The organism is Variovorax fucosicus (genome assembly GCF_030316825.1).
GTDB lineage: Bacteria > Pseudomonadota > Gammaproteobacteria > Burkholderiales > Burkholderiaceae_C > Variovorax > Variovorax fucosicus.
In genome coordinates this window covers 1235410-1254466 of the sequence record NZ_JASZYU010000001.1, presented here as the reverse complement: position 1 = coordinate 1254466, position 19057 = coordinate 1235410, and the positions used below count along the sequence as shown (strand labels likewise).

Genomic DNA, 19057 nt, shown 5'->3' with positions numbered 1-19057 from the left:
ATGCTTGAATTCACCGGCGAAAGATTCATCCCCACAGAAAGCGGTGAAATCAGGTACGAGCACATGCACCGGTACGGTTGGGCTCAGTCGTTGTGCAGTGGGAAGGCAGTTCTCGATATCGCTTGCGGCGAAGGCTATGGTTCGGCATTGCTCGCGAAAGTGGCGCAATCAGTCATCGGGGTCGATATTTCGAAGGATGCCGTAGATCACGCGGCGCGCAACTACGCGGGCCGCGCGAACTTGCGCTTCGTTCAGGGCAGCGCAACGCACATCCCCGTCGATGACGCGAGCGTCGACGTCGTGGTTTCGTTCGAGACGCTGGAGCATCTCTCGGAGCAGGAGCAGATGCTCGCCGAATTGCGGCGCGTGCTCAAGGCCACCGGTGTTCTCGTCATCTCTTCGCCCAACAAGAAGGTCTATTCGGACGATCGGAACTACGCGAACGAGTTTCACGTCAAGGAGCTCTATTTCGCCGCACTGGAGCAACTTTTGCGTCGGCACTTCGGGGCCACGCGTTATTTCGGGCAGCGCTTCCTGACGGCGTCCGCGTTGTTGCCTCTCGACGGGCCAGCGAACCGATATGACGCGATCCTCATGAGGGACGATCAGGTCACGGCTCAAACACACCTCTCGGATCAGAACATGTACTTCGTTGCTGTGTGTGCAGCCAGCGAGGGGCTGTTGCCGGATTTGAGTCCAAACCTCTTCGTTGAAAGCAGCAATGATCTGTATGCGGATCAGCAAAAGGTGATGCACTGGGCATCGGGGTTGGATCAGGAGCATCAGGCGCTGTCTGTGGCTTATTTGAAGCTGCAGGCGGAGTCTGACGAGCGCAGCGCGCATGCGCTGAAGCTGAACGCGGAGCGTGTTCAACAGGCTTCGGCGCACGACCAATTGCAACAGCGGCTTGAAGCCAGTACCCGGAAGATCGAGGCGGCGGAGATGAATTTGACCGAAGCACGCGCCAGCGCCGCCGAAGCTCGGCGCGAGATCGATGAACTGAAGAACTCCCGGTCGTGGAGATGGATGGCTCCCTTGCGGTGGCTGGCTCGGAGATTGGCGTAGGAAGCCTGCTCATCAGGCGTCCGACGATGGATCCGCCCGGCCATTGATATACGCTCTGCGCCTTCCCCATCTTCACTAAGACACGCACGATGCAATGTACTGTTTGCGGCGGCCAAGAATTCTCTTCCCGGGCGATTCTCTGGCAAGGACTCATTGACGAATGGCAGATCTCACGCGCTGAGGCTGACTACATTGACCGACAGCAGGGTGAGCAGTGCACAGCTTGCGGGGCCAATCTGCGCTCCATCGCGCTCGCCGAGGCCATACTTTCCTGTCTCGGTACGCCCGGTACGCTACGCGAAGCCGCAGCTGTCACCGCGGGCCGCGAGCTTCGCATTCTTGAACTGAACGAGGCCGGCACGTTGACCTCTACCCTTCAAGGGTTCAGCGGGTATCAGTTTGGCAAATACCCAGAAGTCGACATGCATGCGTTGCCCTATGCAGACGGCACTTTCGACCTGGTGATCCACTCGGACACGCTCGAACATGTGCCGAATCCGGTGCATGGCCTCAAGGAGTGCAGGCGGGTGCTGCGGGCCGGCGGAGCCCTCTGTTTCACTGTCCCGATCATTGTCGGAAGAATGACCAGGGATCGAACGGGATTGCCAAAGAGCTTTCACGGAGATGCCGCAACCGCTACCGATGATCTGATCGTACAAACTGAATTCGGTGCGGACGCATGGACTTTCATGATGGAAGCAGGCTTTCGACGCGTCACAACCCATGCAGTCCAGTATCCGGCCGCTACGGCCTTTGCAGCGTTCAATAGTTGAGAGAGATGCGGCCACGGCCGCTCTGGCATCGCGGCTGGCGAGTCAAGCGCTCCCGGCGCTAGATCATGACTTGCTAGACACCCTGGCCAAGAACAGATGCCTTGGAGCGGGCACGGCCCCTTCTTCGTAGGATCAATGCCAAGACGGCAAGCCCCGCTCCTGCAATGCCAATGGGGACCGAGACCAGAAAGGTTACTGGTCGGTATCGAAGATCCACTACATGCTGGCCCGGCGGTAACGGAATTGCCATCTGGCTGCTGTTGACGCGAACAATCCTTGCTGCCTTGCCGTCGATCTTCGCCTTCCAGGACGGGTCAAAGAACTCGTTTACGACCAGTGCGGCTTTCGCGGGGCAGGTGCTTGTCACGCGCATACGTTCGGCGGAGCGCCGCGTTTCCTCGCTCGTGCACCCATCTTGTGAAGCCGTGCCGGCGATATCGGCGTCGCCGGGCGAAACGAAGAGCAGGCCTTTCGACAGATCGGCGCCGGCGAGCTTTGCCGCAAAATCGTTCAGACCCGAATAGGTGCCGTCGACGGTCGTCATCAACTGGCTATGAGGCAACGCATGCTTGGCTTCATAGATGCTGAAACCAGCAGTGCGATCGAGAAGCTCGTAGCCGCGAACGGCATCGGCCGCGCATGAATCACAGACGAGATACCTTGCGCCGAGTGCCTGAAAGTAGTTGGGCGAGCGCTGAGCATGGTAGTAAAGCTCCTCGAACTGACGGTATGGCGCAGGGTTGAAGTACGCGTTGAGCGTGCGAATGCCCTTGTACGAGGCCAGCATCGCAGCCATTTGCTTGTCGATCGTCCCGTCGAAGACAACCCGATATCGACGCTTCGGGTCGAGTGCGACGAGCCGATCGAAGACTTGGTCGAGTTCGTGCCCACCGTCTCGGTTGTATTTGCTGGCAGAAATAGGCGCGGGCACCCATCGAACGTCGGCGGCCAGAAGAACCAAGGCCACTGCTGCCCACAGCAAGCCGACAAACATGCCCGCAGAATTCGAAGGCTTGCGCATGCACAGCATGGTCAGGGCAATCAACGACACCAACGCCAGCACGGACACCCAAGGGGAGAGGGTCGATATGGTTTTCGCCTGGATTGCCGGCATCAGCATCAGCACCAGTCCCAATACAGCCACGACCCAAAGTGCGGCGATCTCCCGGCGCGGGTTTCGCACTGCGAGGTCACGATCTGCCCTTAGAACTCGGCGAAGCTGGTCGATTCCCAAGGCGGCGAGCGCTGCGATCGCGAACTGGAACAGAACCAGGAAGCGGCTTGGTTCCCGGATCTTGTTGAGAACGGGGACGAGATAGTTGAAGTGCGCCAGACCGAGATTGCTGCCGGTCGCCGAGATGATCGAGTAGAGCGCGATGAACAGAAGCGCGCGCGCGATCCATGAACGCATGGACGATACGGCCGCGACTGCGGCCAATGCCACGCCGATCACGCCGACATAGGGGCTGCCAACTGCTGCGCCCTCCTGTCTGAAAAGAATGCCGGCCAGACTCGACACCGAAAGCTGATCGACCTGGAACGCAGCAAAAGGGATGCGCGCATTGCCGATCACGGGCGGGAAGGAGCCGATCCAGCGAATCATGTCCTTGAATTCGAGAGCCGTCGGAATGACGATGGGCGCGACGATCAGGAAAGCCAGCACACCCACTGCCCCCAATACCGCGAGAGGGCGGCGGGTTTCTTTCCACCCGTCGACGAATCCGTTGCCTCTCCAGCAGTGCGCGACGACGAAAACAATGGACACCATGACTGCATGGATCAAGGGCTGCGCGGGCGATGCCAGTGCCAGCAACACGACTGCGACCAAGGCGACGACGGGAAAGATGACGCGATCCGGAGCACGGAAGATGCCGATCAGCCCGGCGAGATACAGCGGAAACCAGGCATAGGGCGCCGTGATGTTCAACCAGGCTGCGTAGGTAAGACTATTCGCGCTGAAAGCGAACAACGCAGCGCCGGCGACAGCGGCGATTCGGGATACGCCGACCACTCTCAGGAACACGAAGGTGTTGATCTCGAGGATCAGCAGGTGACCGACAGTGAGCCAGTGCATCGAGTGCACGACGTCGCCGGGCGTGCGAAAGATCGGAAGCGAGGCGAAATAGAACGGGTAAAGAGGCGACAGCTGCGGAAAGTTGTAGAGCGGCACGCCACCAAGTACCGTGTCCATCCTGAGGGGCCACTCGCCATGCGACAAGGAGGCAGAAATGGCAGAAAGCACTGTGCCGACGAAGAATTCGTTGTCCATGTCCAGCGCGAACGATCGTCCTGCGTCAAAGGTGTTTCTCAGAAAGAAGCACCAGAGAGCTGTCAGGATCAGAAGGGTCACGACTCCAGGCAATCGCGCTGAACGTATGTGGCGAGTAGCCCCCTCTCGATCAGTCGGCATCGGCATTCCTGAAGACATAGAACTTGTTCATTGCATAAGACGCAAGCACGTAGACGGCGCCGGCCAGAATTTGGCTTGCACCTTCATGTATGCCAAGTTGTCGAATGAATACGAGCAGAGCCAGAAAATTGGCTCCATAAGCGATCGCGAAGACACTGACGAAGCGCAGAACCTCGGTTCCGCTCCGCTGCGTGCTTCTGAACGTGTAGTTCCTGTTCAACAGGTAAGAGGTCGTCAGGCCCACTCCGTAGCCGATGACATTGCTGAGTTCTGCCGACAGGCCTGCGAGATACATGCAGGCGAAGATGATGCAGTAGCCAAAGACCGTATTTATGACTCCAACGGTCAGAAACCGGAGAAATTGCCTCATGCCGGTCGAAGGCCCCTGACCCAGTACTGCCCGCCCAGCGGCAGCCAGCCAAGGACGTTTTCCAGCCATGTGAGCGCGGACAGCTTGGGCGGAACGAAGAGGCAGTAGCCTGCCCCTTCGAGGGTCAACGACGCGTCTCGCATGAGCGACTTGAGTTCTGCAGGTCTCAGGAGAACCGCATCTTCGTCGTACGGGCAGTTGTCAACGATCCGTCGCGTCACGGGGTTGAACGGATTGTGTTCGAAAACGAAGAGTTCACCGCCGGGTGACAGGCGACTGAAAAGCTTCCTCGTTACCGCGGCACGCTGGGACACGGGGATGTGATGAAACACGCCGGCCACGAAAATCAGATCTACCGGCTCGCCTTGCTGTACATCGCCATCCTCGACGAAGAAGTTGACCGCCGGGTTGTCCCGGCGGGCAATCTCCAGGCTTGCTGCAGAGATGTCGGAGCCCTCGATCTGGGCGTCCGGGAATGCGGAGCGCAGAAACGGGATGTTCCGGCCAATTCCGCAACCATATTCCAGGATGCGCTTCGGCGACCGATCGATCATCTTGCGCACGAGTTCGATCTTGTAGCGCGCGAAGTACTCTTCGCTGGCCGAAAAGAATCCCGTGCTTTCTCGGAGCAACTGGTTGTAGTTATCGGTGTAGTTGTCGAAGTCGACCTTGTTACTCATGTGAGATCTCCTCTGCCACGATGTAGCGCGGCCGACCCTTTACCTCTTCGTAGATGCCACCGACATACGCACCCATGATGCCGAGCACGATCAACTGGATACCGCTGAAAAGGAGCAACAAAACAACCAGCGTCGTCCAACCGTTCGGAATTGACTGGACGAGAAAGAACTTGATGATCGAGACGATGATCAGCAGAAAGGCCAGCAGGGCGAAAGATGCACCGACGAAGATGCTCAACTGCAAAGGCTTGGTGCTGAACGAGAGGATGCCCGCCATCGCGAGCTTGATCATCCGTGACAAGGAGTACTTCGATTGGCCGGCGAAGCGCTTTTCGGCCGTGTACTCGACACTCGTCTGATTGAAGCCAATCCAGGAGAAGAGGCCACGCAGGAACATGTTGCGCTCGCGGAAGCCGCTTGCCAATGCTTGCGCAACCCGATTGGAAATCAATCGAAAATCGGCCGCGTTGGGATTGATCGGCACCTGCGATATCTTGCCCAGCGTGAAATAGAACATATTGCCTGCGCTCTTGCGCAAGAAACTCGCGTCTTCGGTATCGCGTCTTACCGTGTAGACGACGTCGTAACCTTGGCGGTGTTTGTCGAGCAGTTCAGGTATGAGCTCGGGAGGATGTTGCAGATCGCTGTCCATCATGATGATGGCGTCGGCATCGAGCGAGTGCTCAATGCCTGCCAGCAGCGACATCTGGTGACCAAATCGCGAAGACAATGCGATGACTCGTGCACGGGGGTCGGCTGCGACGATGCCGCGAAGCACCTCGAGGGTGTTGTCAGTGCAGCGATCCACGACGTAGACGATGGTCGCTGCGACGTTGTCCAGGCGATCCAGCACACCCGTCGTACGCTCGTGAAAATGTGCGATCACCTGCTCTTCATTGAACACAGGCGTGAGGACAGTGAGTTTGAGTTGCGGCACTTCAGGTTCTTTGCTGTATGAGCTCTTGCGTGCGCGTGGTATCTGCGTAGATGACTGGCACGTCGTAGCCGATTCGATTGCTGAGTTCGCTGGATTCACGCACGCCAATGTGATCGAGGCCGCTTGCAGCCAACATGGATTGGAGCAACTCCCGCATTGTGACCGGCGTTCCGCTCGCTATGTGATACGCACGTCCTGCCTGACCATGAATGGCAACGGCAATGAGTTGCTTTGCGGCATCGGCTGCGCTGACATAGTCCCGAACCGCAGTCAGCGCCCCCAGTTCGAGCTCTGTCCTTAGGCCGCCAAGCACTTCTTGAATCTGTTTTTGCACTCGGCCGACGAACAGGCGCTCGGACAGGCCGGGTGCATCGAGGTTGAACAGCCGGGCCACCACAACGTCTACGCCGCGTTTGGCGTAAAGCCCCGCGAGCTGGGTTTGCCAAGTCTTGCTGAGGCCATAGATCGAAACAGGGTTCAATGCGTGGTCTTCGCGAATCGGGTTTTCTTCAGGGCGCACCGCGCCATACTCTGCAGCGGATCCGACCAGAAGGATTCTCGGGCGGGGGCTGGAGTCTTGCGCCGCTTCGAGCAGACGCCGTGTCGCCTCCACGTTGACCGCATACGCCTCATCGAACTCGTTTGAAAAGGTTGCGGCAAGGTGAAGGATCAGATCAGGGCGCGTCTGATCGAGCAGGCACCGAAAATCCGGCGCCTCCTTCATATCCAGGTGCAGCTTTTCGCTGCGCCGACCGGCCGTCTCGATTACATACTGCGAATCCCTTCGCAGTGCTGCCAGAACCGCCTGGCCCAGCGCGCCTTCCGCGCCGGTCATCAGCACCTTTTTCATTGATCAATGCCAAGTTTGGCGGACAGCTCCTCGAAATTCTCGTCTGCAAACTCATAGTCGTCCGGACGTCCGATGTCCAGCCAGTAACCGTCGAACGAGCGAATGTCAATCGCCTGCTTGTTCTTCAGGCCATCGATCATCAAGTTGTCGAATCCGTACTTCATGCCTTTGGGAAGGCCTTCGATGATCGATCGGTTGATGCAGTAGATGCCCATACTCACATCGAAATCGTAGGACGGCTTCTCTTGGAACTCGGTCAGTTTGCCGTTCGCGTCGTATCGGAGCACTCCAAAATCGATCTTGACTTGACGGCGATAGGACGAGACCGAAATCATGCTTTCCGATGCGACATGAGCCTCGAAGAACTTCCTGTAGTCGAGGTCGCAGAGGATGTCTCCGTTCATTACCAGAAAGTTCTCGGGCAGATCACTGATGAGCGTCAACGGACCAATGGTGCTGAGTTCGCCATCCTCAAGCGAATAGTCGAGCTGAACGCCAAGACGAGATCCGTCGCCGAAGTACGCCATGATCAACTGGGAAAGGTGATTTACTGCAAGCGTGATGTGCGTGAAGCCCGAGCGCTTCAGTTGCATGATGATGATCTCGAGGATCGAGTACTTTCCGCCCAGCGGCACAAGTGGCTTGGGTATGAGCGTGGTGTAAGGCCGAAGTCGGGTGCCTTTACCCCCCGCCAGAATGACTGCTCGCATGATGTGATGCTTTCCCTTAGACGTTGTACAGCCAGGCCTTGTATCTCGAAAGATTGTCGGGCTGCTTGAACCACGCGATCGTGTCGCGCAGACCGGCATCCAGATCGAAACCAGGGCGCCAATCAGTGAGCGTTGTGATCAAGGTGTTGTCACCCATCAGGCGGAAGACCTCGGAGGCGTCAGGCCTCAGGCGTTGATCCTCGGTGACGATCCGTGCGCCAGGATTCAGTTCGGATATCAGAATCTCTGCCACATTCCCGATGGTGAACTCCTTGCCGGTCGCAATGTTGATCTCTTTGCCCACCGCTTCGTCAGCTTCGGCAAGTGCAATGAAACCCTGCGCGGTGTCTTTCACGTAGTTGAAATCCCGGGTTGGCGTGAGACTGCCGAGTCGCAACTCTTCTTCGCCAAGAATCAGTTGGGTGATGATCGTCGGGATGACGGCCCGCGCGGATTGACGTGGCCCGTAGGTATTGAAAGGTCTCACGATCACCACAGGCGTGCCGAAAGATCTGAAGAAGGACTCGGCCAATCGATCGGCGCCGATTTTGGTTGCGCTATACGGCGACTGCCCCTGGAAGGGGTGCTTTTCGTCGATCGGGGCATATTGGGCGGTTCCGTAAACCTCCGACGTGGACGTGATCATGATCCGCTCGGTGCCCAGGCGCTTGGCAGCCTGGAGGACATTCAATGTTCCCTTGATGTTGGTATCCACGTACGAGTCGGGCGAGTGGTACGAAAACGGAATCGCGATGAGCGCCGCGAGGTGGAACACGACGTCGCAACCTTGCATCGCCTCAAGCACACCGTTGGGATCTCGTATGTCGCCGGCGAAGACGTCCAGGCTCTTGAGCAGATCGGCCGGGAAGGTGTCCAGCCATCCCCAGCTGTTGAACGAGTTGTAGTAGACGAACGCGCGCACGTCACATCCCTTTGCCAGAAGCGCCTCCACCAGATGGCTACCGATAAAGCCATCCGCACCGGTGACCAATACCTTCTTGCCCTTCAGATTCATGATTCAAGCCTAAGCACGTGTTGACTGGGATGGGTTCGGGCGACCTGGCGGCCACGCCAAGCCCGAAAATGGTGAGTGACCGACGAGGACTCTGATCCCGCCTGCGTCTGCCGAGCACCGCCGGAAAGCAAGCGTGCGCGTGACATGATCAGGTCGGCGGGAGTGAAGATTTTATGTCACGCGTACTGGGCGCCACCGCTATACAGTGCAGTGCCGTCAGCCGTGCATGGCGCGAGTCAGCAATCAGCACCCGGCTCGCAACACCGGGAGTCGTGCATGTGGCGGATTTGTCAAACGAATCTGGAGCGCAGGTGAGAAATATTCTTCAAGCAATGTTTGGCAAGCGCAGCGTTGTCGTGTCGTCGCCAACTGCTGTTCGAGCCACCTTGCCCATGTTTCCCTTCGCGGCTCAGCCGGAGGATGCCTATCCGGGACAAGTGAGCAGCGCGGAACCGTTGCAGGGCGTGTGTCCGGTCTGCGGCATGCCTTGCAGCTTTGAGCGATTTACCGAGAATCTGCGGGAATCCGGATTTTGCTCGTCGTGTGGCTCGTTCAACCGGCAGAGGCAGCTTGCACACGTGTTGCGTAGACAGTGCGGGTTGCGAGCGGCCGGGGCAATGGTTTTTCCGCAAGACTTTGTGATCTACAACACCGAGTCCAACGGGGCGATGCACACGCAACTGTCGGTTGCGTCAGGCTACCTGTGCTCCGAATATTTCGGTGAAGAATACGAGCGTGGGCAGGACGTAGATGGGCGCCGCCATGAAGATCTGCAGAACCTTTCGTTCGGCGATGCCTCGATCGATCTGGTGCTGTCAAGTGACGTGCTGGAACACATGCCCGATCCTTACCGGGCGCACAGCGAGATTTTTCGGGTTCTTCGGCCCGGCGGTCGGCACATCTTCACGGTGCCGTTCAATGCGCAAGCCGCGCACGACGACATCAGGGCAAAGTTTGTCGATGGACAGATCGTGTACCTGGCGGACAAGCAGTTCCACGGGGATCCCGTGCGGCCCGACGAGGGCATTCTGGTTTGGACAATCTTCGGATTGGAAATGCTGGTGAGGCTGGCCGACATCGGCTTCCAGCCCTTTGCATGGAACCTGTTTCAGCCTGACGAAGGCATCGTCGGCTCTTACTCGCTCGTTTTCGAGGCGCGCAAGGCCTGAGTGTTCAGGCCTCGGTCATCAGGGCCGGTCGCCTTGTTGCTGCAATATCTTTGCGAGCGCTGCAACACGTTTGTGTTCATACCTGCGTGTCCAGATTCGACCGGCAACGTCGTATCCCTTGAGGCACAGTTCTTCGGCTTGCGCACGGGAGTAGCTTTTTTCCAGATACGAAAAGGCGGCCTTTTGCATGACGCTCCATTCGTCCTCATTGAAGTAAAGCTTCAATGCGGCGCGCGCGAACGATTCGACATCGCCCTCCACCGCGATGTGTGGATCGTGGTCCGAGCCGATGCCTTCGGCGGCAACAGGTGTCGCAACGCACGGAACACCATGCGCAAACGCGGTCACGATCTTGCCTTTGATGCCTGCTCCATAGCGCAGCGGCGCCAGGAACACGCGCGACTTCTCGAAGTAGGGTGTCATATCCTCCACGAAGCCGGTGACCACGATTCGATCCGAGCCCAAGGCGGTGACCTCCGGCGTGGGCATGTTGCCAACGATGTAGAGCTTGGCATGTGCCGGTAGCTTGCTTTCAAGCAATGGCCAGATTTGCTTGACAAGATAGATGGCCGAATCAATGTTGGGCACATGCATGAAGTTGCCCAGAAACATAAGGTCATGCCGCTGGTCGAACTTGTTGGCAGCACCGACGATCTCTGCGAGCCACGGGAAAACAATGATGTTGTCGAGATTCACCGGCAACTCGGATGCGATGATCTCGCGCTCTGCGGCGGTATGCACGAATGCTGCATCGGCCTTCACGAACATTCCCAGTTCGCTGGTTTTTGTGAATTGGGCGCGGTTCAATGCCCGTTGATCTCCGCTCACCTCCGCGCCTCTCATTTCCCGCAGGTAGTGCAAATCGACGTTTGCAAATATGACACGGGCTTCCGGCATCCTCTTTCGAATTTTGTCGTAAACGAGTTGGGCTACGTCGTGTCTGTAAATCAATGCTAATTCAAAGGCGCCCGTCGATCGTGCGATGGATCCTACACCAGGGGAAAATGGGGCGTAATGACAGCAGGTGCCGTTCCGCTGCAACTCATAAGAATACTTTTCAAGCCACTGCGGAAAACAGGCAGAAACAAAATGCTGTTCGAATCCCAGCTTCCGATACGTACGCATCACTTCTGATGTCATGATGGAGCCAGAGTCCCGATCGGGTGTTGGCGTCAATGCGTCCACCACCAGCATGCGTTTTTTCAAACGAAAAGTGGCGGCCTCATGCGGCGAGGTTGCAGCCGGCGCATGATCGGCGAGCTCCGTACCATAACGGATGAGAATTTTTCTCAGATTTTCAATCTGGTAAGCCTTTGTGCCTGAATTGACATCCCTACCATGAGTGATGCCTTCGTAATGGACAACACGCGAGAAGGGTTGATACCAAACTTTGTACCCGGCCTGTCGAACCTTGAATGCCAGATCCACGTCCTCGCAGTAAGCGGGGAAAAAGTGGCGATCAAAGCCGCCAAGTGTTTCCCACAGTTCGCGAGTAATGCCGATAGACGCACCGGATATATAGTCAGCTTGCCGAGAAAAGCAATAACGGGGGTCATTGGAGTCTTGGCCGCGCCCGTAGTTGTGAGCGGCGCCACTCTGGAAAATGATCCCTCCAGCCTCTTGAAGAGTACCGTCCGCGTTCAATAGCTTCGAACCCACCAGGCCCGCATTCTCCAGGTTGTCAAACCCCCAAACCAACTCATCGAGCCAACCCTCGACGACGCGCGTATCGCTGTTCAGGAAGATCAAAATCTCTCCCGTGGCTTGCGAAGCAGCATAATTGCAGCAATCGATAAATCCGCCGTTTTGCGCGCGCCGCAGATATTTGATCCAAGGAATGTCTGAAAGCAACGTCATTTCATTCGCGTCGGGCGAAGCGTCGTCGCATACGATGATTTCGCACAAATGGATCGATCGGTGTTTGCTCAACGAGTCAAGACAACTTAGCACGTAGTCGATTTGCCCATATACGGGAATGATGACAGAAACACGAGCGCCAACGCCTGTTCTACCTGTTGGCAGGGTCGCGCGCGACAGATCGCTAATACACCTGGTGACGTAGCCTTTGACATTCCTGTTGACGAAGTCAAAGCCGTAACCGCGAAAGAATGCTTGACCGGCAATCAGTTCGAACTTCACACAATCGTCTGGAAGCGGAAAATTGCGGTTCGTCTCTTCCCATACTGGAGCCAGATCGCGATTCGGCAGGTCCCGGTGCTCGATTCTTCCGGAATCCAACCAATGAAGCAGAGGATTGGCGCAGGCCGCTCGCAGGTCAGGGTATTTGGCGAGATAACCAATCAATGAGAACTTTGAATTCACTTCCGTGCAAAACTGTGCACCTGTCGCCAGATAGTGCATGACCGGATCCCACTGTTCTAGGTCCGACGCCGGCAGTTGGCTGACGTAAAAATCTTCATCAAAAAGTTTGCTATTCTTTATTTTCTTCGCTGCCTGTATATAATCGATTGGTATTATTCTGTTTGCGATGATAGGCTGCGACAATTGTCCGCGATGAATGCAATCCAGCAAGGCTTCCGCGCGGCTGCGAACCTCCGGGTTCTCCGAGCAGTAGTCGTCTGGACGGAATTGCATGCTCGGCTGCCGTCCGATTGCCATGCCGATCGCCATGAAATGGTCCAACGCGGCTTGGGCGTCGAATGGTACATCGATGTAGGCCGTCGCGTAGAATTGCCAATCAAACAAGCCAGAATCGTGCACCATGCGCGTGAGGTCCTTGTCTGATCCTTCTGGGAATCCGATGCCTGGCTTGCCCTCTTTTACTCCATGGCGAATGTAATGAAGGAAAGCTGATTCATAGTCCAACAACTCAGGAATCGTGGAAAGATAAAATTTTGGATCAAACTTCTCGGACGGCCGGCGTCCTTCCATCATTCCAAATTTAACGAAGTGGGAAAGAGCGCCCGTTGCGGACAATGCATTCAAGTCGCTGTTTGACTGAAGGTAGTAATCAGCGTCGAACTGTCCCGAGGAGTGGACTTCTTTTTTGATCAAGAACTCACGCATCATTTTTCGGGTAATCCTGTGTAGTTTGATGCAGAAAACTGCGAGGCGTTTTGGTTGCATATGAACGGCCGGCTTTGGGCAAAACCCTAAAACAAAGAGTTGGCTAGCTTGAGTATTGGCGATGCTCGTCGATACTCAAGTCCTGAATCATCCGCAGGATCCCCGCCTGCAAGTCGATTTCGGGTGCCCAGTTCAATTCTCGCTTGGCACGTCCAATGTCCAGTACGCTGATCGGAACATCGAAGGGGCGCGTCGGCTTCCAGTTGATTTCCAGCGATTCACCCAGCGCTGCTTCGACCAGTTTGACGATTTCACGCAAGGTGTAGCGCTGTCCGCTGCCAACGTTGAAAATTGGCATTTCAAGCTCGTCGGCGCTCGGCATGCGTGAGGCCGCAATAAGCGCAGGCACTACATCCATGACATGGATGTAGTCGCGCACGGTTTCTCCATCTCCCCAGATCTCGATGGGTACGCGATGCATTGCACGGTGCACGAATGTGGTCACGGCGCCTTGCTGACGAGATGGATTCTGGCCCGCACCATAGGGGTTGGAGATGCGGACGACCCGTGAGTCGACGCCATGCAGATGCCGGTAGAGACGCAAGTAGTTTTCCGCAGCCACCTTCGACACGCCATAAGCGGTGATTGGCTGGAGATGATGGTCTTCCGGTACGGGGATAGTGCGCAACTTGCCATAGACCGTACCTCCGGAGGAGGCAAAGACCATTCGGCCTTTGCCTCTGCGCTTCAGCGCGTCGAGCAAACCGATGGTAATTCTCAGGTTGTCGCGGGCATCGGCAAAGGGATCGGCGTTCGCCGATGCAGGCAAGGTGGTCCACGCGTAGTGGTGCACTACGTCTGCACCGTCGATCATTGCGTCGAAGTCCGGGGTCGACGCTTCCAGAATATCGAAGCGCCTTGTCTGTATCGAGATGGTCGATTCAGCAGGAAACGGGCAGATGTCCACCACGGCAACGTCTTCACCTGATTGCTTCAGGCCTCTGGCAAGGTGGCGACCAAGGAAGCCACACCCTCCGACGACGACGTGAGATGTCATCGCAGAAGTTCCTGCACGTACGTGGTCGCATATCGAAAACCCGCGTGGGTCGCCGAAAAGGGAATCAGCCTTTCCAGAGCGTGCAGCAATGTTCCGTCGATCGGAACTGGCTCGTCCGGGTAGTCTTCCAATGCAATTCCCAATCTCGCCAGCGGTTCGAGTGCCGCCGGTCTGGCCCAGAACATCGTGCCTTGTGGGAAATCAAAATGGTTGGGCAGCGGCAGCGGCAGCGGCAGCGGCAGCGGCAGCGGCAGCGACAAGCCCATCTGTTGCGCGACTGCACTTGCTATTTCACGATTGTCGTCCCAGTCGTTCAGGTGAGGATCCTCCGGAAAAACGAGCCCGAGAGAGGGAGTGCTCGCGAACGCGCCGAGGATGATGTCCATCATCCTTTCCTTGTCGCCGAGCAGATGCCCCCACAAAAAGTCCCTCCACGTTGCACCCACCGCGTCGTCGACGTGCGGGCTGCGTTTGCCATGGAAGTGGCCGATGACGTCGTAGTTCGCAAAAAGGCCCTTGTGGAGTGCGTTCAGGAAAGGCCCGATGTCCCGCCCCTTGTTGGGAACGACATGAACGCTCGCGCGTGTCAAATCCGAGAGCGAAAGCGCTTCGAGGATCTGCTTCGCCCGCTCCTCGGAGGTGGTTGTGAAGACGCAATCGACCGGCGTTTCGTTGCGCGCGATGCGGTCGATGAAGTCTCCCAGGAGTTCCGGGTAGTGAAAGTGAGCATGAACCACGACGCGCAACGTGCTGGAAACCGGCGTGGCGGCGCCTTCGGGGCGAATGACCTCATGTTTCCAGCGTCCTTCCGGGAAGCCTGTGCGCGCGTAATGCGCCAGCGGGTCTTCACCTGCCGCTTCGTCGTAGTCCGGGTTGTCGGATGCGTAGACCAGTGGGTGAAAGCCTTCGAGGGGCCTTCGCACAACGAGGCCGGTTCGGGGCTGGCCACGCGGCGCGACCAAGCGCGACGCGTGAAGGTATTTGCGGACACCCTCGTCAGCAGACATCGTCGAGACCGCGGGCCCCAGATAGAGCGCAGGGTTGAAGGCGTCGCGTCGCATGATCTCTGCGCGATCGAGCTCTACCAGCGCATTGGCATCAACTGAGGCAAGGCCCAGTTTGTCGATTGCCTCAACATACTGAACCATGTCGAAACGCCCGCTGGCAACCGCGCGGATCGCGTCAGAGTAGGCCTGCCATTGGGCCGGGTGGTTTGCCAGCTCGACGATAACGCGGGCCGCTGCCTCGGCATCCAGATACGGCACGACCAATCCGCTGGTTTGCTTGCTGCTCTTGAGTATCTCGGCCATCCCGCTGGCTTCGTCGAAGCAAACCGTGGGAATCCCGCGCAGCGCTGAGTCGATCGTGACGTTGGGCAGTGGGTCGAGGCGGGAAGACAGGAAGCAGATGTCGGCGCGCCGATAAACGGGCTCGAGATCTTCAAACTCGCTCAGAAAGCGGAATGAGGCTTCAACGCCGGAGCGCTTGACCTGCTCGTTCAGATAGTCGAGATAGGGTTGGTCGAACCAATAGCACTTGCCGATCCAGCCGAATTTGACGGGCCGACTCGGCATCATGCGCTGTACGCTGGCCGCAGCGGCGATGAAGAACTCCACACCCTTGCGCATGGTGATCGTCCCAATGCCCACGACCCATACAGAGCCATCGTCGCTCGGAATCTGCCCGAGGTTGTCCGGCCCCCCGGTCGCTGTTGTGCCGACGGCTGCATCGTTCGGTGGCAGCGCGGATGCGCCTTGCGGGATGACCTTGAAGGCTCGCGTATGAAGGCTCTTGTAGTCGTCAAGGGCCGATTGCGCAACGATATTGGCCGAGAACACGAGTTGAGAGCCGGTCACAAATAGTTGGCTCAACTCGCCCAATGGCCTGACCGTGCTGGAAAACTCGTGGATCAGCGAAACGGTGGGTACACCCATTCGCTCGAACGACGGAACGAAGTAGCGTGTTTCAACGCTGTTTGCCACCACATACCTGGGTGAGTAGTGCTTTACAAACTGCCGCACGAGTGCATCGAGTTCGGCGTCGACGAGGACAAACTTCTCAGGCAGGATCACCGCGCCACACGACGCGCTCACGAGAGCCTGTGTGATCGGGCCATCCCGCTTGAGCAGGGCGATGACGTTGTAGCGCCGCTGCAGTTGGCCAATGATGTTCCACGCCAGGATGGCAGCGCCTGTTCGTGTCGCCTCGTGCACGGCCACGATCACCGTTTCGCGGTTTGGATCGAGCCTGTCGGTCGGGAAGTCCAGGTCACCGGCCTTAGGCCGCGCGCTGCGGCCCTCCTGCTTCCCGCTGAGAAGATAGTGCGACAGCCGGCCGCGGCCAGCTTTGACAACATCGTCGTAGCGCCTGGCGTAGTAGACCGGGTCGAACAGGCGGGATGGCGCCAGCCCGGCCGCTTCTCCCTTGGTGAGATAGTGCTCTACCGGGCTGATGCCCATCGCCCGGGCGTCTTCTGCGCCTGGATAGAACGCCTCGTCGAAGAAGCCGCTGCGTCGGATCAGTTCCACTTCAGGATTGGACGGTTCGGGCACTGCCTGAGTCTGTGGCGGCCTTGCCTTGCCTCGGACGGCGCGAAGCGGTGCAGTGATGCGCCAGGAGGTGGACGCATAGACCGCCGCCAGCTCGGCCCGCAATGCCTCGACCAACGGCCCTTCAGACGGCAGATCGGTGCCGGCGTCCGAGTCACTCTTGGTTTGTCCCGAAATGGTCATGAGAAGCTATGTTGAAGAGGTGATGCGGGTCATCAAAGCATCCACGTTCACCGAAAACGGCTTGTGCGCGGTGCCCCAGTCTTGATCGATCGCCTTGGCTTCGAGAATTCCGTAGTCCAGGCCGCACGAGCCGAACAGATTGGTGTGCGCGAATATCCAGTGCGGCTCCGACTCGATGTCGATCAGCCGCGTGCCGGGACGGCTGAAAACGACATTGAACATGGCGGAACCCGACGCGCCCACGATCACATCCGCGGCGGAGAAGGCTTCGATCTGCTGTCTGGAAGACATATTGTGCGGGCGGATGACTGCGAAGCCCTCGGCCGCGAGCCGCCGGGCCAGTTGCTCTTCGTTGCGCATCACCCTGTGCGTGGCGGCGTGCGACTCGGTCCAGCCGAGGCGCGATACAAAGATCTTCCGTGCCCCGCGGCGTGTGCCGTAGCGATCGCGAAGCGCCGCATAGAACGCAAGTGTCTCCGCATCGAGTAGCGCATGGGTGTTGCGCAGCGACGGAATGATTGCCGTCTTCAGCCTGTAGATGGCGTGCGTGTTGTGCGCCACGATGCGTTCAACCGGTACCCCCGCCATTGCAAACAGATCGCGCATTGCCTGGTTGTACAGCGGTGCAAGCACGGCGCGGCTCTTGAGCAGGTGTCGGCGCCCGGCAAGCTTGGGCAGCACGCGAAACAGGAAGGCGCCGTAATTGCTCGGTTCAAAGGAGCAGAGGCACAACGTCTCCCCATCGATGTCGATGACGGGGCGGCTTCGCGCATCGAAAGTGAAACGACCCGTTTCGTGCGCTGGAATGAGCCCTGTGTCTTCGTTTGGAAAAGACGACTGCTGGCCAATGCGATCGACAAAGCGCTGTTCTTCGTCGGCGTTGACGAGCGCTTCGTCCGTGAAGAACTCGTTTCCGCCACTCAGGTAACCGCGGTACCCGATCTGCTTTACCGCCCCTGTTTGCAGGACGAACGCCGGCGAATGCGGCACGCAGCTCTCGCCGAGCGAGGGGAACAAGCCGGCGCCATCGGGGTCGTCGTGAAACGAGGGGCCCGGGCGCACCCGCAGGCTTGCGTGCTCTTCGACAGTCACCCCGGCGGTGGAAGGACTCAGCCTCAGTGGCGACGAGTAGTCGAAGTGCATGAGAGAGAACCGACGCCCGGGCAAGGCCGCCGGGACAGCCTTCGGCGCGTCAGAACGAATGCCCGTCCGCGTTGTGGCGCAGGTCAGCCTCGACCATCATGGTGCAGAGTTGCTCCAGCGTCGTCTTGGGCTCCCATCCGAGCTTTTCCTTGGCGCGGGCCGGGTTGCCTATCAACAAGTCGACCTCCGCCGGTCGGTAGAACTTGGGGTTCACGCGCACCAGTGTCTTGCCGGTGCTGACGTCGACGCCGACCTCGTTCTGCTCTTCGCCTTCAAACCGCAGTTCATAGCCTGCGGCCCTGAACGCCATGTCCACGAAGCTGCGAACGGTTTCCGTGCGGTTCGTGGCGAGCACGAATGTGTCGGGTTCGTCGGCCTGGAGCATGCGCCACATGCCGTCCACATATTCCTTGGCAAAACCCCAGTCGCGCTTGGCCCCGAGATTGCCGAGCTCCAGCACATCGAGCTTGCCGAGCTTGATTTTCGCCACGGAGTCGGTGATTTTGCGGGTGACGAACTCGCGGCCGCGCAACGGGCTCTCGTGATTGAAGAGGATCCCGCTGCAGCCGAAGATGCCGTAGCTCTCGCGGTAGTTGATGGTCATCCAGTGCGCGAAGAGCTTGGCCACACCATAGGGGCTGCGCGGATAGAAAGGGGTGTCCTCAACCTGTGGAATCGCTTGAACCTTGCCGAACATCTCCGAAGTCGAGGCCTGGTAGAAGCGGATTTTGGGATTGGTGAGGCGGATGGCCTCCAGCAGGTGCAATGCACCCATGCCGGTGATTTGCGCGGTGGCATCGGGCTGGTTGAAGCTGACGCCCACGAAGCTTTGCGCCGCCAGGTTGTAGACCTCGTCAGGCTGCGCTTCCTTCATCAGCGTCATCGAACTGCCGAGATCGGTCAGGTCGTACTCGATAAGGTGGAGGTCGGGATGGTGCTGGATCCCCAACTCCTCCATGCGCCAGAAGTTCACGGAACTGGTACGGCGGTACGTGCCATAGACCACGTAGCCCTTGCTCAGAAGCAATTCCGCCAGATAGGCGCCATCCTGTCCGGTGACGCCAGTGACTACTGCTCTTTTTTTCATGAATACCTTTCTGAAGACAACCTGCGGCTGCG

15 protein-coding genes are annotated in these 19057 nt (G+C 58.0%); 3 read left to right on the top strand and 12 right to left on the bottom strand.

Features of this window, described 5'->3' with window-relative positions; translation table 11 throughout:
* A complete protein-coding gene (locus tag QTI05_RS05825; RefSeq protein ID WP_286623296.1) occupies window positions 1–1065 on the top strand; it encodes a class I SAM-dependent methyltransferase in 1065 nt (354 codons plus the stop codon).
* A gap of 89 nt (window positions 1066–1154) precedes the next feature.
* Window positions 1155–1838 carry a class I SAM-dependent methyltransferase gene (locus tag QTI05_RS05820; RefSeq protein WP_286541539.1) on the top strand — a complete coding sequence of 228 codons (684 nt, stop codon included), beginning with the start codon at window positions 1155–1157 and terminating at the stop codon, window positions 1836–1838.
* 73 nt (window positions 1839–1911) lie between these two features.
* Here the strand turns inward: QTI05_RS05820 and QTI05_RS05815 are convergent, their stop codons facing one another.
* The 7 genes from QTI05_RS05815 to QTI05_RS05785 are packed head-to-tail and all read right to left on the bottom strand — an operon-like array spanning window position 1912 to window position 8810.
* Window positions 1912–4188, bottom strand: a complete 2277-nt coding sequence (locus QTI05_RS05815; RefSeq protein ID WP_286623295.1) for a YfhO family protein — start codon at window positions 4186–4188, stop codon at window positions 1912–1914.
* Between the two features lie 49 nt (window positions 4189–4237).
* Window positions 4238–4618, bottom strand: coding sequence for a GtrA family protein (locus QTI05_RS05810; protein ID WP_286541542.1), 381 nt, complete (start codon window positions 4616–4618; stop codon window positions 4238–4240).
* Window positions 4615–5298: a class I SAM-dependent methyltransferase gene (locus QTI05_RS05805; RefSeq protein ID WP_286623293.1), complete on the bottom strand. Its 684-nt coding sequence runs from the start codon at window positions 5296–5298 to the stop codon at window positions 4615–4617. Before QTI05_RS05805 ends, QTI05_RS05810 begins: the two co-directional genes overlap by 4 nt.
* Window positions 5291–6235, bottom strand: coding sequence for a glycosyltransferase family 2 protein (locus QTI05_RS05800; protein ID WP_286541545.1), 945 nt, complete (start codon window positions 6233–6235; stop codon window positions 5291–5293). The genes QTI05_RS05805 and QTI05_RS05800 overlap by 8 nt, the downstream gene beginning before the upstream one ends.
* 1 nt (window position 6236) lies before the next feature.
* Window positions 6237–7085, bottom strand: a complete 849-nt coding sequence (locus QTI05_RS05795) for an NAD-dependent epimerase/dehydratase family protein (RefSeq protein WP_286541546.1) — start codon at window positions 7083–7085, stop codon at window positions 6237–6239.
* Complete coding sequence (locus QTI05_RS05790) at window positions 7082–7795, bottom strand: nucleotidyltransferase family protein (RefSeq protein ID WP_286541547.1); 714 nt, start codon at window positions 7793–7795, stop codon at window positions 7082–7084. Before QTI05_RS05790 ends, QTI05_RS05795 begins: the two co-directional genes overlap by 4 nt.
* A 16-nt stretch (window positions 7796–7811) precedes the next feature.
* Window positions 7812–8810 carry an NAD-dependent 4,6-dehydratase LegB gene (locus tag QTI05_RS05785; protein WP_286623292.1) on the bottom strand — a complete coding sequence of 333 codons (999 nt, stop codon included), beginning with the start codon at window positions 8808–8810 and terminating at the stop codon, window positions 7812–7814.
* A 173-nt stretch (window positions 8811–8983) separates the two neighbouring features.
* Between QTI05_RS05785 and QTI05_RS05780 the strand changes: the two genes are divergently transcribed.
* On the top strand, window positions 8984–9979 hold the full coding sequence (locus QTI05_RS05780; protein WP_286541550.1) for a class I SAM-dependent methyltransferase: 996 nt from the start codon (window positions 8984–8986) through the stop codon (window positions 9977–9979).
* A gap of 18 nt (window positions 9980–9997) precedes the next feature.
* On the opposite strand, the gene QTI05_RS05775 is transcribed toward QTI05_RS05780, so the two are convergent.
* The 5 genes from QTI05_RS05775 to gmd form a co-directional block, all read right to left on the bottom strand.
* Window positions 9998–13009, bottom strand: coding sequence for a glycosyltransferase (locus QTI05_RS05775; protein WP_286623291.1), 3012 nt, complete (start codon window positions 13007–13009; stop codon window positions 9998–10000).
* A 100-nt stretch (window positions 13010–13109) separates the two neighbouring features.
* The gene (locus QTI05_RS05770) at window positions 13110–14063 is read right to left on the bottom strand and encodes an NAD-dependent epimerase/dehydratase family protein (protein WP_286541554.1); all 954 of its coding nucleotides are present in this window, start codon (window positions 14061–14063) and stop codon (window positions 13110–13112) included.
* Window positions 14060–16795, bottom strand: a complete 2736-nt coding sequence (locus QTI05_RS05765) for a rhamnan synthesis F family protein (protein WP_286623289.1) — start codon at window positions 16793–16795, stop codon at window positions 14060–14062. The genes QTI05_RS05770 and QTI05_RS05765 overlap by 4 nt, the downstream gene beginning before the upstream one ends.
* Window positions 16796–16801: 6 nt before the next feature.
* Window positions 16802–17938, bottom strand: a complete 1137-nt coding sequence (locus tag QTI05_RS05760; RefSeq protein ID WP_286541557.1) for a glycosyltransferase family 61 protein — start codon at window positions 17936–17938, stop codon at window positions 16802–16804.
* A 49-nt stretch (window positions 17939–17987) separates the two neighbouring features.
* Window positions 17988–19025, bottom strand: a complete 1038-nt coding sequence (gmd, locus tag QTI05_RS05755; RefSeq protein ID WP_286541559.1) for a GDP-mannose 4,6-dehydratase — start codon at window positions 19023–19025, stop codon at window positions 17988–17990.
* Window positions 19026–19057 lie beyond the last annotated feature (32 nt).

Coding starts and splice junctions, on each gene's coding strand:
- QTI05_RS05825 (WP_286623296.1), top strand. CDS start 1: ATGCTTGAATTCACCGGCGAAAGATTCATCCCCACAGAAAGCGGTGAA.
- QTI05_RS05820 (WP_286541539.1), top strand. CDS start 1,155: ATGCAATGTACTGTTTGCGGCGGCCAAGAATTCTCTTCCCGGGCGATT.
- QTI05_RS05810 (WP_286541542.1), bottom strand. CDS start 4,618: ATGAGGCAATTTCTCCGGTTTCTGACCGTTGGAGTCATAAATACGGTC.
- QTI05_RS05805 (WP_286623293.1), bottom strand. CDS start 5,298: ATGAGTAACAAGGTCGACTTCGACAACTACACCGATAACTACAACCAG.
- QTI05_RS05795 (WP_286541546.1), bottom strand. CDS start 7,085: ATGAAAAAGGTGCTGATGACCGGCGCGGAAGGCGCGCTGGGCCAGGCG.
- QTI05_RS05790 (WP_286541547.1), bottom strand. CDS start 7,795: ATGCGAGCAGTCATTCTGGCGGGGGGTAAAGGCACCCGACTTCGGCCT.
- QTI05_RS05785 (WP_286623292.1), bottom strand. CDS start 8,810: ATGAATCTGAAGGGCAAGAAGGTATTGGTCACCGGTGCGGATGGCTTT.
- QTI05_RS05780 (WP_286541550.1), top strand. CDS start 8,984: ATGTCACGCGTACTGGGCGCCACCGCTATACAGTGCAGTGCCGTCAGC.
- QTI05_RS05775 (WP_286623291.1), bottom strand. CDS start 13,009: ATGATGCGTGAGTTCTTGATCAAAAAAGAAGTCCACTCCTCGGGACAG.
- QTI05_RS05770 (WP_286541554.1), bottom strand. CDS start 14,063: ATGACATCTCACGTCGTCGTCGGAGGGTGTGGCTTCCTTGGTCGCCAC.
- QTI05_RS05765 (WP_286623289.1), bottom strand. CDS start 16,795: ATGACCATTTCGGGACAAACCAAGAGTGACTCGGACGCCGGCACCGAT.
- QTI05_RS05760 (WP_286541557.1), bottom strand. CDS start 17,938: ATGCACTTCGACTACTCGTCGCCACTGAGGCTGAGTCCTTCCACCGCC.
- gmd (WP_286541559.1), bottom strand. CDS start 19,025: ATGAAAAAAAGAGCAGTAGTCACTGGCGTCACCGGACAGGATGGCGCC.